The following is a 13,939-nucleotide window of genomic DNA, read 5'->3' as shown; positions in this document are numbered from 1 at the left end:
GGTAGTGCCGACCGCTGGCCGGCAACCCCGACAAACCCTGGGGGGTCAGAGCCGTTTTCCGATGGAAAACGGATCCGACCCCGGTCAGTCGTGCAGCTGGCGCGGCTTCTTCCAGAACTGCCAGCGCTGGCCACGGTCCAGCTGGAACTGCAGGCCGTCCTCGAAGTCCAGTACCAGCCGCTGCAGTTCGCCACGCTTGAGCGCGGCCAGCAGCGGCCGGATCGCATCATTGCCGAGCTGCTGCAAAGAGCGCAGCTGGCGCAGGTCGACCAGCGCATCCACCGCCTGCTCGCCATCCACGGCCACACCAGCCGCCAGGGCCAGGCCCTGCAGCAGCGCGTCCCGGCTGCGCACCTGCGCGTGCGGCGTGCTGACCGACACCGGCATCACGCCACCGCCCCAGAACCACAGCGAATTGATCGGCTGTTGTCCCTGTGCGGCACGCTGCTGGTTCCAGGAATGGTTGTGCAGCAGCACCTGCGCCTCGGTCATCAGCGCCCGCCAGCGACGACCGCCCTCGCCTTCGGGCAGATGCGAGAACAGGTCATCGCCGAGGACCTCGTCGGGGCTGTCGAAGTCCGGCAGCTCGCTGTCGATCGGCAGCCGCAGGTACCAGCGCGAGGGATCGGGTGCGTCGAGCACGAAGCCGGCATCGGCGAACAATGGCTGCAGCACCGGCAGCAACGCGAGGCTGTCGGCCAGCGTCGGCCGCAGTGTTTCGCCGTAGGCCATCATCCGCGCGCCGTGCATGTCCGGCACCATGCAGGCCGGATCGGCACGCAGCCAGCTGGCGCCGGCGGCATCGCCGACGTCGCGCTGGCGGGTCAACGCGGCCACCGGCCAGTGCGGCGCGGCAACCGAGAAATGGCGTGTCAGCTGCGCGCGCTCGCCCGGCACGACCTGCACCGTCGTGGCACGGCCGAGCGCGCGTGCCACATCGTCCGGCAGCGCAGCCGCGGCAAAGCGGCTGCGTGCAGGCAACAGCAGGGTCGCCGTCGCCACGCGGTCAGTCCACGTAGCTGACGCTGACGATCTCGTACTCGCGCTGGCCGGCCGGGGCGTCGATCACGATCGAATCGCCTTCCAGCTTGCCGATCATCGCCCGCGCCACCGGCGAGGAAATCGCGATCAGGCCCAGCTTGATGTCCGCTTCCAGGTCACCGACGATCTGGTACTTCTTCTCTTCGTCGGTTTCCACGTCGGCCAGCGTCACGCTGGCGCCGAACACCACCTTGGAGCCGGCATTGAGCTTGCTCACGTCGATGATCTCGGCGTGCGACAGCTCGCCCTCCAGCTGCTTGATGCGGCCTTCGATGAAGCCCTGTTCCTCGCGCGCGGCGTGGTACTCGGCATTCTCCTTCAGGTCACCGTGCTCACGCGCTTCGGCAATGGCGGCGATGACCTTCGGGCGCTTGACCGACTTCAGGTGATCCAGTTCGTCGCGCAGCTTCTGCGCGCCCTTCATGGTGATGGGGGCTCTCATGCATTCAACTCCTTGTGCAGCTCCTGCAGCGACCAGACGGGGCCGGTGCCGCGGAATTCCAGTGAATCCACCAGCGCCTTGGCGCCGGCAATGGTGGTCGAGTAGGTGACGCGATGCTGCAGCGCCTCGCGGCGGATCGAGAACGAGTCGTTGATCGCCGAACGACCTTCGGTCGTGTTGACGATGTAGACGATCTCGCCGTTCTTGATCGAGTCGACGATGTGCGGACGGCCTTCGACCACCTTGTTGATGATCTCGCAGTCCATGCCGTGCTGCTGCAGCCACGCGGCGGTGCCACGGGTGGCGACCAGGCTGTAGCCACGCGCCAGCAGCGCCTTGGCCACCGGCAGCACGCGCTTCTTGTCCGGGTCGCGGACCGAGACGAAGGCCTTGCCGACCGGCGGTGCCTTGATGCCACCGGCTTCCTGCGCACGCGCAAAGGCGGCGTTGAAGGTGCGGCCGACGCCCATCACCTCGCCGGTGGAGCGCATCTCCGGCCCGAGGATCGGATCGACGCCCTGGAACTTGGCGAACGGGAAGATCGCTTCCTTCACCGAGTAGTAGTCCGGCACGATTTCCTTGGTCGCGCCCTGCTCGGCCAGGCTCTTGCCAGCCATGCAACGGGCGGCGATCTTCGCCAGCGCCATGCCGGTGGCCTTGGACACGAACGGCACGGTGCGCGAGGCACGCGGGTTCACTTCCAGCAGGTAGATGGTGTCGGCACCCTCGTCGCTGGTCTGGATCGCGAACTGGGTGTTCATCAGGCCGACCACGTTCAGGGCCTTGGCCAGCTCCACCACCTGGCGGCGCAGTTCGGCCTGGGTTTCAGCCGACAGCGAGTACGGCGGCAGCGAGCACGAGGAATCGCCCGAGTGCACGCCAGCTTCTTCGATGTGCTCCATCACGCCACCGATCAGGACGTTGCCATCCTTGTCGGCAATGATGTCGACGTCGCACTCGACAGCATTGTCGAGGAAGCGGTCCAGCAGCACCGGCGAATCGTTGGACACCTTCACAGCGTCGCGCACGTAACGGGCCAGGTCGGCTTCGCCGTAGACGATTTCCATGGCACGGCCGCCCAGCACGTAGCTCGGGCGCACCACCAGCGGGTAGCCGATCTCGCGGGCCAGCAGCAGGGCTTCCTGATCATTGCGGGCGATGCGGTTCGGCGGCTGCTTCAGGCCCAGCTTGTCCACCAGCTGCTGGAAGCGCTCGCGGTCTTCGGCCAGGTCGATCGAGTCCGGGCTGGTGCCAATCACCGGCACGCCGTTGGCTTCCAGCGCGCGCGCCAGCTTCAGCGGGGTCTGGCCGCCGTACTGCACGATCACGCCCTTCGGCTGTTCCAGTTCGACGATTTCCAGCACGTCTTCCAGGGTCAGCGGCTCGAAGTACAGGCGGTCGGAGGTGTCGTAGTCGGTCGACACGGTTTCCGGGTTGCAGTTGACCATGATGGTTTCATAGCCATCCTCGCGCAGCGCCAGTGCCGCGTGCACGCAGCAGTAGTCGAACTCGATGCCCTGGCCGATGCGGTTCGGGCCACCGCCCAGGATCATGATCTTGTCGCGGTTGCTCGGCGCGGCCTCGCACTCGTCCTCGTAGGTCGAGTACAGGTAGGCGGTACCGGTGGAGAACTCACCGGCACAGGAGTCCACGCGCTTGTAGACCGGGCGCACCTTGTGCGCACGACGCAGCGCGCGGATGGCGGCTTCGTTGGTGCCGGTCAGCTGCGCCAGGCGCGCGTCGGAGAAGCCAGCGCGCTTCAGCTTGCGCAGGCGTGCGGCATCCAGCGCATCGATGCCGCCGGCAGCGACTTCGGCTTCGGCCGCGATGATTTCCTCGATCTGGTCCAGGAACCAGTGATCGATGAACGACAGTGCGTAGATCTCTTCCACGCTCATGCCGGCGCGGAACGCATCGGCCACATAGAACAGGCGCTCCGGGCCCGGCGCCTTCAGCTCGCGACGCAGGGTCTGCAGGTCGTCTTCGTTGCCCAGGTCCAGGCCGGTCGGGTCGAAGCCGACCTTGCCGGTTTCCAGGCCACGCAGGGCCTTCTGCACCGACTCCTGGAAGGTGCGGCCCATCGCCATCACCTCGCCCACCGACTTCATCTGGGTGGTCAGGCGGGCATCGGCGGCCGGGAACTTCTCGAAGGCGAAGCGCGGGATCTTGGTGACGACGTAGTCGATGGACGGCTCGAACGAGGCCGGGGTCAGGCCGCCGGTGATTTCGTTCTTCAGTTCGTCCAGGGTGTAGCCCACGGCCAGCTTGGCGGCGACCTTGGCGATCGGGAAGCCGGTGGCCTTGGAAGCCAGCGCCGAGGAACGCGACACGCGCGGGTTCATCTCGATGACGACCACGCGGCCGGTCTTCGGGTTGATGCCGAACTGCACGTTCGAGCCACCGGTATCGACGCCGATCTTGCGCAGCACGGCGATGGAGGCATCGCGCAGGCGCTGGTATTCCTTGTCGGTCAGGGTCTGGGCCGGGGCCACGGTGATCGAGTCACCGGTGTGCACGCCCATCGGGTCGAGGTTCTCGATCGAGCAGACGATGATGCAGTTGTCCGCGGTATCGCGGACCACTTCCATCTCGAATTCCTTCCAGCCCAGCACCGACTCTTCCACCAGCACTTCGGTGGTCGGCGACAGTTCCAGGCCGCGGCTGACGATCTCGACCAGCTCTTCGCGGTTGTAGGCAATGCCGCCACCGCTGCCGCCCAGGGTGAAGCTGGGGCGGATGATGGTCGGATAGCCGACGCGGGTCTGGATTTCCAGCGCTTCGTCCAGGGTGTGGGCGACGGCGGCAGTCGGGCACTCCAGGCCGATCTCACCCATGGCAACGCGGAACAGCTCGCGGTCTTCGGCCATGCGGATCGCTTCGCGCTTGGCGCCGATCAGTTCGACGTTGTACTTCTCCAGCACGCCGTGGTCGGCCAGGTCCAGCGCGCAGTTCAGCGCGGTCTGGCCACCCATGGTCGGCAGCAGCGCATCGGGCTTTTCCTTGGCGATGATCTTCTCGACCGTCTGCCAGTTGATCGGCTCGATGTAGACGGCGTCGGCCATCTCCGGGTCGGTCATGATCGTGGCCGGGTTGCTGTTGACCAGCACCACGCGGTAACCCTCGTCACGCAGGGCCTTGCAGGCCTGGGCACCGGAGTAGTCGAACTCGCAGGCCTGGCCGATGACGATCGGGCCAGCACCGATGATGAGGATGGTCTTGAGGTCAGTGCGCTTGGGCATTTTCTTCTCTAAGTCAGTACAGCGTGACAAGGGGGGTGATCGCACGCTGTCGATCAGGAATCTTGATCCGCAGCGCCGCGCCGGGGGCAGCAGCGATGCGGGGTTTACGGTCCATCGCGACGCCACCGGCAGGCCGGCGGCGTACTGATCACGCCTTGGCCTGCTCCATCAGCGCCACGAAACGGTCGAACAACGGACCGACGTCGTGCGGGCCCGGCGACGCTTCCGGGTGGCCCTGGAACGAGAACGCCGGCACGTCGGTGCGGGCGACGCCCTGGTTGGTGCCGTCGAACAGCGAACGGTGGGTCACGCGCAGGGTCGGCGGCAGGGTTGCTTCATCGATCGCGAAACCGTGGTTCTGCGAGGTGATCATCACCCGGCCGCTGTCCAGGTCCTGCACCGGATGGTTGGCACCGTGGTGGCCGTGGCCCATCTTCATGGTCTGCGCGCCCGAGGCCAGGCCGAGCAGCTGGTGGCCCAGGCAGATGCCGAAGGTCGGGATCTTCACATCGATGAAGGTCTTGATCGCTTCGATGGCGTAGTCGCACGGTTCCGGGTCACCCGGGCCGTTGGACAGGAACACGCCGTCCGGCTTCAGTGCCAGCACCTCGGCGGCCGGGGTCTGCGCCGGCACCACGGTCACTTCGCAGCCGCGCTCGGCCAGCATGCGCAGGATGTTGGTCTTCACGCCGAAGTCGTAGGCCACGACCTTGTACTTGGCCGGCACGCTGACGAAGGCGTTGGCATCCAGGTTCAGCTGGCCCTCGGTCCAGGTGTAGGTCTTCTCGGTAGTGACGACCTTGGCCAGATCCATGCCCTTCAGCCCCGGGAACTTGCGGGCGGCTTCCAGTGCCTTTTCCACGTCGATGTCGCCGGCCATCAGCGCACCGTTCTGCGCACCCTTCTCGCGCAGGATGCGGGTCAGCTTGCGGGTGTCGATGCCGGCGATGGCGACCACGCCACGCTGGATCAGCCAGTCCTGCAGCGACACCTGGCTGCGCCAGTTGCTGGGGCGGCGCGGAACGTCGCGCACGATCAGGCCGGCCGACCACACCTTGGACGCTTCGTCGTCCTGGTCGGTCATGCCGGTGTTGCCGATATGCGGATAGGTCAGCGTGACCATCTGCCGGGCGTAGGACGGGTCGGTCAACACTTCCTGATAGCCGGTCATGGCGGTGTTGAACACCACTTCACCGACGGACAGGCCGGGCGCGCCTACGGATTCGCCCTCGAATACGGTGCCGTCTTCGAGGACGAGGATTGCGGCTTGGGTCACGGGAATCTCACTTTGGCTACCGAGGGGGCTGCCGAAGTCACGCCTGCGCTTCACGGAAATCCGGTTGCAAAAAAGCGCGGACGTACGGTCTGGGACCGGTCCGGCTTTCGTGATTCGGCGAGTGCGAATTGTAGCGCTGCCGGGGCGCTCACGCCAGCGGTTATCGCGCATTGTGAACAGGCGATTGCGCATTCATTTCAATCCGGCGGCGTATGCGGGCCGGAGGCGGGGTCGGATCCATTCCCGAATGGGAAAGGCTCTGACCCCAGGCGCCCTCGGATGGGGTCAGAGCCCTCTCCGCTGGAAAGGGATCCAGCCCCAGGAATCAGCCCGCCTTACTGCAGCAGGTCCCGCACGCGGTAGCTGCCCGGGGCCCGGCCCTGCAGCTGGCGGGCGGCAAACAGGGCGCCGCGGGCGAAGATGTCGCGATTGGTGGCCCGGTGTACCAGCTCGATGCGCTCGCCCAGCCCGGTGAACTGCACCAGATGCTCGCCTACGATGTCGCCGGCGCGCAGGCTGGCGTAGTGCGGCTCCGCCCCGCCCCGCTGCGCGGCCGCGCCCAGGGTCAATGCAGTGCCCGATGGCGCGTCCTTCTTCTGGGTGTGGTGCGATTCGACGATGTCGCAGTCCCAGCCGGCCAGCGCCTGCGCCGCGCGCTCCACCAGTTCGTCCAGTACCGCCACGCCCAGGCTGAAGTTCGAGGCCCATACCAGCGGGATCTTCGCCGCCGCGGCGTCCAGCGCCTGGCGCTGTGTGCTGGAGATGCCGGTGGTACCCGACACCAGCCCGGCCCCGCGATCCACGCACAGCGCCAGCAGCGGGTCGAAGCCCTCCGGCAGGCTGAAGTCAATGGCCACGTCGAACACCGGCGCACCGGGCAATTCGCTGGCCGCGAAGAACGGCACACCGTCGACTACGCGCTGGGCCGGCGCGCGACCGGTCACGGCGGCCACGATCCGCAGGGTTTCGGGATGTTCGGCGGCCAGCCGCAGCAGGGCCTGGCCCATGCGCCCGGAGGCACCGTGAATGAGCAATCGCAGAGGAGTCTGGTTCATGCCTGCAGGCTAGCGGCAGCACGCCCGCTCCGGCAAGCGCCATCGCTGCGATGCTGCATGCCCCTGCGGTGACGGGTTTGCCACTGGACGCGGCAACGCTCCCCTTCAAGTCTGTGGCCCTTCCCTCAGCCCGGGCAAAACCCATGAAATCCTCGACCGTCTTCAGCAAATGCGCCAGGAAGACCGGTTATGCCGGGACGTCGACCACGCGCTACCGCTTGCTGGATGCCGCCCTGCTTGTCGTTAATCACCAGCGCGCCAGCGAAAGCCGGGGCTTCTATGTGAATGCTGGACTCTACTTTCCAGAGCTGCTCGCGTATCCCCTCGCGCCTGACGATCTTGAAACGGCTTTCCGGTACCGCTCCAGCATTCCCACGCCCCATGTCGACTGGCGGATCGAAGAAACGCCGGGCCTGCGCCGGACCTTCATCCAGCAGGATCTTGATGACCTGCTGGAGGCCGGCAACCGCGACGCGCTGAAGGCCCTGCTGCTCGATGCCCTGGCCGACGTGGCGGGTTTCGCAGCAGCCCATGGAAACCGCGAATCGGTGCGGCGATTGAATCAGGGCGGGAACTTCCGCGCGATCATCCGCAGAGAGGTCTGAACCCTGGAAAGCGTGCGGGTCGAAAGTTCGCGACCTCCGGACAGCCGCGGTCGCGCATGGCTGGACGCTACTTCTTGGTCGGCCCGCAGCTGTCGCACCCCCCACAGGCACCGCCCCCACCGCTGGCCGGCGGTGCGATCTTCCGCCCCAGCGCCTGCAGCCAGGCCGCGCGACCCGGCTTCAGCAGGGCCAGCGCCAAGGCCCCGCGCAGCGTGCGCACGGTGCCCGGGAACTGCTTCTTCAGCACCACCCAGGCACTGACCAGCACGGCCACCGCGATGATCAGGTACTGGATCAGCAGCCCGGTATCCATCAGCCGCCTCCCAGCGCCTTGGTCACCTGATAGGTGATCAGCGCGGCCACGTAAGCCGCGGCAAACAGGTAGAACGCGGCAAAGCCCATCTGCTTCCAGGAGTTGGTCTCGCGCTTGATGGTCGCCAGCGTCGAGATGCACATCGGGGCGTAGATGTACCAGACCAGCAGCGACAGGGCCGTGGCCAGCGACCAGCCATCGCTGATCAACGGGGTCAGCGCCTGGCTGGCGGCATCGTCATCGGCGGCCGACAGCGCATACACGGTGGCCAGCGAAGACACCGCCACCTCACGCGCGGCCAGGCCCGGAATCAGCGCGATGCAGATCTGCCAGTTGAAGCCCAGCGGTGCGAAGAACACCGCCATCGCATGGCCGATCCGGCCGGCGTAGCTGTAGTCGATGGCCGGCATCGTGGCATCGGCCGGGGCCGCCGGGAACGACAGCAGCACCCACAGCAGGATGGTCAGCGCCAGGATGATGCCGCCGACACGCTTGAGGAAGATCATGCCGCGCTCATACAGGCCCACCGCCAGGTCACGCACATGTGGCAGGCGGTACGACGGCAGCTCCAGCATCAGCGGATGCTCGCTCTTGTCGCGGCGCCACTTCTTCATGATCCACGACATCGCCAGCGCACTGAGGATGCCGGCGGCGTACAGGCCGAACAGCACCAGGCCCTGCTGGTTGAACACCCCCCACACCGTCTTCTGCGGAATGAACGCACCGATCAGCAGGGCGTACACCGGCAGGCGCGCCGAGCAGGTCATCAGCGGTGCGACCAGGATGGTGGCCAGGCGGTCACGCGGGTCCTGGATGCTGCGCGTGGACATGATGCCCGGCACCGCGCAGGCGAAGCTGGACAGCAGCGGGATGAACGAGCGGCCGGACAGGCCGGCGGCGGCCATCATGCGGTCGAGCAGGAACGCCGCACGTGGCAGGTAGCCGGATTCCTCCAGCACGAGGATGAAGAAGAACAGGATCAGGATCTGGGGCAGGAACACCACCACGCCACCGACGCCGGCGATGATGCCATCGGTCAGCAGGCTGGCCAGCGGACCCTCTGGCAACACGCTGCCAACGAGAGCACCGAGCCAGGCGAAGCCAGCCTCGATGCCATCCATCAACGGCGTCGCCCAGGCGTACACCGCCTGGAAGATCAGGAACATCACCACTGCAAGGCTGATCAGCCCGAACACCGGGTGCAGCAGCCAGCGGTCCAGCGCGTCGTCGATCTTCGCGGTCCGCGCCGGCATCCGCACGGCGACCGACAGGATCTCGCGCACCTTGGCGTGGTAGTCGATGCCACCTTCCGGGGCCGGCACCGGTGCATCCAGATGCGGCACCATCGCATCAAGGCGTTCGACCAGGGCCTTGGCACCCTGCTTGCGCACCGCTACGGTCTCCACCACCGGTACGCCCAGCTCGCGCTCCAGCGCGGCCACGTCCACCTGGATGCCACGGCGCTGGGCCGCATCGACCATGTTCAGGGCGACCACCATCGGCTTGCCCAGCTCACGCAGCTCCAGCGCGAAGCGCAGGTGCAGGCGCAGGTTGGTGGCGTCGATCACGCACAGCAGCACGTCCGGCGCAGCTTCGCCCGGGTAGAAGCCCCGGCACAGGTCACGGGTGATCGCCTCATCCAGGCTGGCCGGATGCAGGCTGTAGGCACCCGGCAGGTCGAGCACGGCGAATTCGCGGCCGGACGGCGCGCGCAGGCGACCTTCCTTGCGCTCTACGGTGACGCCGGTGTAGTTGGCGACCTTCTGCCGGCTGCCGGTCAGCTGGTTGAACAGCGCGGTCTTGCCGCTGTTGGGGTTCCCGACCAGCGCGATGCGCAGCGGTGAGGCGGAGACAGTGGCGGTCATGCACGTCGTTCCTGGCTGGCAGCGTCGACCACGACGCGCTTGGCTTCACTGATCCGCAGCGCGAACCGGGTGAACCCGACCTGCACCAGCAGCGGCTCGCCCCCCACCGGGCCCTTGGCCACCAAGCGTACTTCCTCGCCATTCACGAAACCCAGCTCGCGCAGGCGACGGGCAATGGCATCGTTGGCATGCAGGTCCTGCACGGACTCGACCACGGCCGAGGTGTGCAGCGGCAGTTCGGACAGCGTCATCTAGCGTGTTCTCTGCTGGATGTAAATGGTTCTCGATTCTAACATTCCCGCGTCGCGTCATGGCCCATGACCAATGGCCCGCTATGATCCATACAGGTATGGAGTGACCCTGGAATCCCATGAACGATGCTTTGCAGATCGAGCGCCGTGGCGCTGTCCTCACCCTCTGGCTGAACCGGCCGGAGCTGCACAACGCCTTTGACGCCAGCCTGATCGCCCGGCTGACTGCCGCACTGGAAGCCGCCGGCGGCGATGATTCGGTCCGGGCCGTGGTGGTCGCCGGTCACGGCGCTTCCTTCTCGGCCGGTGCCGACATGCAGTGGATGCGCGGCATGGCCGCCGCCAGCGAGGCCGACAACCGCGAGGACTCGCTGGCCCTGGCGCGGCTGATGCGCACCCTGGACGAGCTGCCCAAGCCGACCCTGGCCCGGGTCCATGGCGCCGCCTTCGGGGGCGGCGTCGGCCTGGTCGCCTGCTGCGACATCGCCATCGCCAGCACCTCGGCCCGCTTCGGCCTGACCGAAAGCCGCCTCGGCCTGCTGCCGGCGGTGATCTCGCCCTACGTGATCGAGGCCATCGGCCCGCGCCAGGCGCGGCGCTGGTTCGCCACCGGCGAGCACTTCGATGCCGACACCGCGCTGCGCATCGGCCTGGTCCACCAGCTGGTCGAGCCCGAACGCCTGGACGAAGCCCTGGAACGCCAGCTGGCCCTGCTCGACAAGGCCGGCCCGATCGCCTCGTCCACCGCCAAGCAGCTGGTGCGGCAGGTCCGCGACAGCCATGACCGCGACGCGCTGGATCGGGATAATGCCGCCCTGATCGCGCGCCTGCGGGTCTCCGCCGAGGGCCAGGAGGGCCTGGGCGCCTTCCTCGACAAGCGCGCCCCCCACTGGGTCACGGAAGCCTGAACATGCTCGATCATCTTGGTTTGACCAGCGCCGACCTGGCGCGCAGCAGGACCTTCTTCCTGCAGGCACTGGCGCCGCTGCAGATCGGCGTCGTGATGGAAGTGAGCGCCGAAGAAACCGGTGACCACGACCACATCGGCTTCGGCAGCGACGGCAAGCCGTTCTTCTGGCTCGGCAATGGCGGCACCACCAGTCACGGCGTGCACGTGGCCTTCGCCTGCGCCAGCCGTGCGCAGGTGGATGCCTTCCATGCCGCCGCGCTCGCCGCCGGCGGCCGCGACAACGGCGCCCCGGGCCTGCGCCCGTGGTACCACCCGGATTACTACGCCGCCTTCGTGCTCGACCCGGACGGCAACAACATCGAAGCGGTCTGCCACCGTCCGTCCGATGGGGCAGCCGCATGAGCGATTACGTCCGCATCGTCGAGGTCGGCCCGCGTGATGGGCTGCAGAACGAAAAGCAGTCGGTGTCCACCTCCGACAAGATCGAACTGATCAACCGCCTGTCGGCCACCGGCCTGCGCAGCATCGAGGCGACCAGCTTCGTCAGCCCGAAGTGGATCCCGCAACTGGCCGACGCCGCCGAGGTCTATGCCGGCATCCAGCGCAGGCCGGGCGTGCACTACCCGGTGCTGGTGCCGAACGAACAGGGCTACGACCGCGCCCGCGCGGTGGGCGTGGAGGAAGTGGCGGTGTTCACCGCTGCGTCCGAGGCCTTCAACCGCACCAACACCAATGCCGGCATCGACGAATCGCTGGCCCGGTTCGAGCCGATCCTGCGCCGCGCCGCCGCCGATGGCGTGCGCGTGCGCGGCTACGTCTCCACCGTGCTCGGCTGCCCTTACCAGGGCGAGGTGCCGCTGGCCTACGTGGTGCGGGTGGCGCGCGCGCTGCACCAGATGGGTTGTTACGAAATCTCACTGGGCGACACCATCGGCGTCGGCACCCCGCGCAAGGCACGGGCGATGCTGCAGGCGGTTGCCGCCGAGATTCCGATGACGGCACTGGCCGTGCACTTCCACGACACCTACGGCCAGGCCATCGCCAACATCGCCACCTGCCTGGAAGAAGGCGTGCGCGTGGTCGACAGCGCGGTCTCCGGCGCCGGTGGCTGCCCGTATGCCAAGGGCGCCAGCGGCAACGTCGCCAGCGAGGATGTGGTCTACCTGCTGCAGGGCCTGGGCCTGGACAGCGGCGTGGACCTGCCGGCACTGGCCGAGACCGGCCGCTGGCTGGCCGGCCTGCTCGGTCGCGCCACCGCCAGCCGCACCGGCCAGGCGCTGGCCGCCGCCGGCTGACCGCTGCAGTGCGCCGCCCTGCACCGGCGGCGCAGTGCACAACAGCGGCGGTCACGGCTTCCGTTAGAATCGGCGGTTCTCGAACCTGCAGGACCGTTCAATGCAGCTGTCTTCCGTACGTGCCGTGATCACTGGCGGCGTCTCCGGCCTCGGCCTGGCCGTGGCCCAGCACCTCGTCGCCCAGGGCGGCAAGGTGGCCCTGTTCGACCTCAACGACGTCAAGGGCGCCGCCGCCGTTGCCGATCTGGGTGCCGACAAGGCCCGCTATTTCAACGTCAACGTCAGCGATGAAGCGGCCGTCTCGGCAGCCATCGACCAGGCCCACGATTTCCTCGGCGGCCTGAACGTGGCGATGAACTGCGCCGGCATCCTCGGCGCCGGCCGCGTGCTGGGCAAAGAAGGCCCGATGCCGCTGGCCGGCTTCCAGGGCACGGTGATGGTCAACCTGGTCGGCAGCTTCAATGTCGCCAAGGCCGCCGCCAACCGCATGCAGCACAACGAGGCCGGCATCGATGGCGAGCGCGGGGTGATCATCAACACCGCCAGCATCGCCGCCTATGAGGGCCAGATCGGCCAGGCCGCGTATGCCGCCAGCAAGGGCGGCGTGGTGTCGATGACGCTGCCGATGGCACGCGAACTGTCGCGCTTCGGCATCCGCGTCAATACCATCGCCCCGGGCGTGTTCTGGACGCCGATGGTCGATGGCATGCCCGAAGCCGTGCAGCAGTCGCTGGCCGCCTCGATCCCGTTCCCGCCGCGCCTGGGCAAGCCGGAAGACTTCGCCAGCCTGGTCGGCTTCATCCTTGGCAACACCTACCTCAACGGCGAGACCATCCGCCTGGACGGCGCTACCCGCCTCGCTCCGAAGTGATTCCCCCGGGCGCCGGGACGGCGCCCTCCCCCAACGACCTAGATCACCATGAAAGCCAACGACATCAAGAAGGGCAACGTCGTCGAGTACAACAACGGCGTGTACCAGATCCGCGACATCGAGCGCAGCTCGCCTCAGGGTCGCGGCGGCAACGTCCGCTTCCGCTTCATCATGTACAGCGTGCCGGGAGGCAACAAGCTCGACGCCAGCTTCGATGCCGACGACAACCTGGTCGAGGTCGAACTGCTGCGCCGCCAGTCCACCTATTCGTACAAGGACGGCGATGCCTTCGTGTTCCTGGATGACGAGGACTACACCCCGTACACCCTGGATGCGGACGTGATCGGCGATGACGCCGGTTACATCACCGACGGCCTGACCGGCATCTACGTGCAGGTGATCGACGAGCAGCCGGTGGCGATCCAGCTGCCGGCCTCCGTGGTGCTGGAAGTGATCGAGACGCCGCCGGAACTGAAGGGTGGCACCGCCACCAAGCGCCCGAAGCCGGCCAAGCTCAACACCGGCATCGAGATCATGGTGCCGGAGTACATCGTCAACGGCGAGCGCGTGCTGGTGAACACCGCCACCGGCGAATTCGCCGGCCGTGCCGACTAAGCACCCTGCGCCGATCGCCTGCCGATCGCTGCCTGCGGCAAGTTCGCCGCAGGCAGCAAGCAGCGCATCGCTGACATTAGTTGTGTAGAGCCGAGCCCGTGCTCGGCTGCGGTGGGTTGGACAGGTACTGCAGCCGAGCGTGGGCTCGGCTCTACAGGTAA

At 67.2% G+C, this 13,939-nt stretch carries 14 protein-coding genes; 6 read left to right on the top strand and 8 right to left on the bottom strand.

The window, feature by feature from the left end:
• Positions 1-84: 84 nt before the first annotated feature.
• The 5 genes from ACS0OT_RS09235 to dapB all read right to left on the bottom strand — a co-directional run bounded on the left by ACS0OT_RS09235 (position 85) and on the right by dapB (position 7,053).
• Positions 85-1,002 (bottom strand): phosphoglycerate mutase, encoded by a 918-nt coding sequence (locus ACS0OT_RS09235; protein WP_065184938.1) that lies wholly within the window; start codon positions 1,000-1,002, stop codon positions 85-87.
• Between the two features lie 4 nt (positions 1,003-1,006).
• On the bottom strand, positions 1,007-1,471 hold the full coding sequence (gene greA / locus ACS0OT_RS09230) for a transcription elongation factor GreA (protein WP_026347191.1): 465 nt from the start codon (positions 1,469-1,471) through the stop codon (positions 1,007-1,009).
• An 8-nt stretch (positions 1,472-1,479) separates the two neighbouring features.
• A complete protein-coding gene (gene carB, locus ACS0OT_RS09225; protein ID WP_065177614.1) occupies positions 1,480-4,722 on the bottom strand; it encodes a carbamoyl-phosphate synthase large subunit in 3,243 nt (1,080 codons plus the stop codon).
• 148 nt (positions 4,723-4,870) lie between these two features.
• Positions 4,871-5,998, bottom strand: a complete 1,128-nt coding sequence (gene carA, locus ACS0OT_RS09220; RefSeq protein ID WP_442256310.1) for a glutamine-hydrolyzing carbamoyl-phosphate synthase small subunit — start codon at positions 5,996-5,998, stop codon at positions 4,871-4,873.
• Positions 5,999-6,333: 335 nt separating this feature from the next.
• A complete protein-coding gene (gene dapB, locus ACS0OT_RS09215) occupies positions 6,334-7,053 on the bottom strand; it encodes a 4-hydroxy-tetrahydrodipicolinate reductase (RefSeq protein ID WP_442256308.1) in 720 nt (239 codons plus the stop codon).
• Between the two features lie 143 nt (positions 7,054-7,196).
• On the opposite strand from dapB, the gene ACS0OT_RS09210 reads away from it, so the two are divergent.
• A complete protein-coding gene (locus tag ACS0OT_RS09210) occupies positions 7,197-7,658 on the top strand; it encodes a DUF4304 domain-containing protein (RefSeq protein WP_065177640.1) in 462 nt (153 codons plus the stop codon).
• 67 nt (positions 7,659-7,725) lie between these two features.
• On the opposite strand, the gene ACS0OT_RS09205 is transcribed toward ACS0OT_RS09210, so the two are convergent.
• Genes ACS0OT_RS09205 through ACS0OT_RS09195 form a run of 3 tightly spaced genes read right to left on the bottom strand, consistent with a single transcriptional unit; the run spans position 7,726 to position 10,087 of the window.
• The gene (locus tag ACS0OT_RS09205) at positions 7,726-7,971 is read right to left on the bottom strand and encodes a DUF6587 family protein (protein WP_065177612.1); all 246 of its coding nucleotides are present in this window, start codon (positions 7,969-7,971) and stop codon (positions 7,726-7,728) included.
• Positions 7,971-9,836, bottom strand: coding sequence for a ferrous iron transporter B (feoB, locus tag ACS0OT_RS09200; RefSeq protein WP_164230309.1), 1,866 nt, complete (start codon positions 9,834-9,836; stop codon positions 7,971-7,973). The genes ACS0OT_RS09205 and feoB overlap by 1 nt, the downstream gene beginning before the upstream one ends.
• A complete protein-coding gene (locus ACS0OT_RS09195) occupies positions 9,833-10,087 on the bottom strand; it encodes a FeoA family protein (protein ID WP_005416370.1) in 255 nt (84 codons plus the stop codon). The genes feoB and ACS0OT_RS09195 overlap by 4 nt, the downstream gene beginning before the upstream one ends.
• Positions 10,088-10,206: 119 nt before the next feature.
• Here ACS0OT_RS09195 and ACS0OT_RS09190 point away from each other — a divergent pair, with 119 nt between their 5' ends.
• The 5 genes from ACS0OT_RS09190 to yeiP all read left to right on the top strand — a co-directional run bounded on the left by ACS0OT_RS09190 (position 10,207) and on the right by yeiP (position 13,778).
• Entirely contained in the window at positions 10,207-10,995 is a 789-nt protein-coding gene (locus ACS0OT_RS09190; protein ID WP_005416369.1) for an enoyl-CoA hydratase/isomerase family protein, read from the top strand.
• A 2-nt stretch (positions 10,996-10,997) separates the two neighbouring features.
• Positions 10,998-11,399, top strand: a complete 402-nt coding sequence (locus tag ACS0OT_RS09185) for a VOC family protein (protein ID WP_005416368.1) — start codon at positions 10,998-11,000, stop codon at positions 11,397-11,399.
• Positions 11,396-12,292 (top strand): hydroxymethylglutaryl-CoA lyase, encoded by an 897-nt coding sequence (locus ACS0OT_RS09180; protein ID WP_262089632.1) that lies wholly within the window; start codon positions 11,396-11,398, stop codon positions 12,290-12,292. The genes ACS0OT_RS09185 and ACS0OT_RS09180 overlap by 4 nt, the downstream gene beginning before the upstream one ends.
• A gap of 100 nt (positions 12,293-12,392) precedes the next feature.
• Entirely contained in the window at positions 12,393-13,163 is a 771-nt protein-coding gene (locus ACS0OT_RS09175) for an SDR family oxidoreductase (RefSeq protein WP_442256304.1), read from the top strand.
• Positions 13,164-13,211: 48 nt separating this feature from the next.
• A complete protein-coding gene (yeiP, locus tag ACS0OT_RS09170; protein WP_005409468.1) occupies positions 13,212-13,778 on the top strand; it encodes an elongation factor P-like protein YeiP in 567 nt (188 codons plus the stop codon).
• Positions 13,779-13,939 lie beyond the last annotated feature (161 nt).

This window comes from Stenotrophomonas maltophilia group sp. RY12688 (assembly GCF_052149045.1).
Lineage (GTDB): Bacteria > Pseudomonadota > Gammaproteobacteria > Xanthomonadales > Xanthomonadaceae > Stenotrophomonas > Stenotrophomonas sepilia.
The sequence above is the reverse complement of the archived record's forward strand: the minus strand, read 5'-3'. Positions and strand labels throughout refer to the sequence as shown.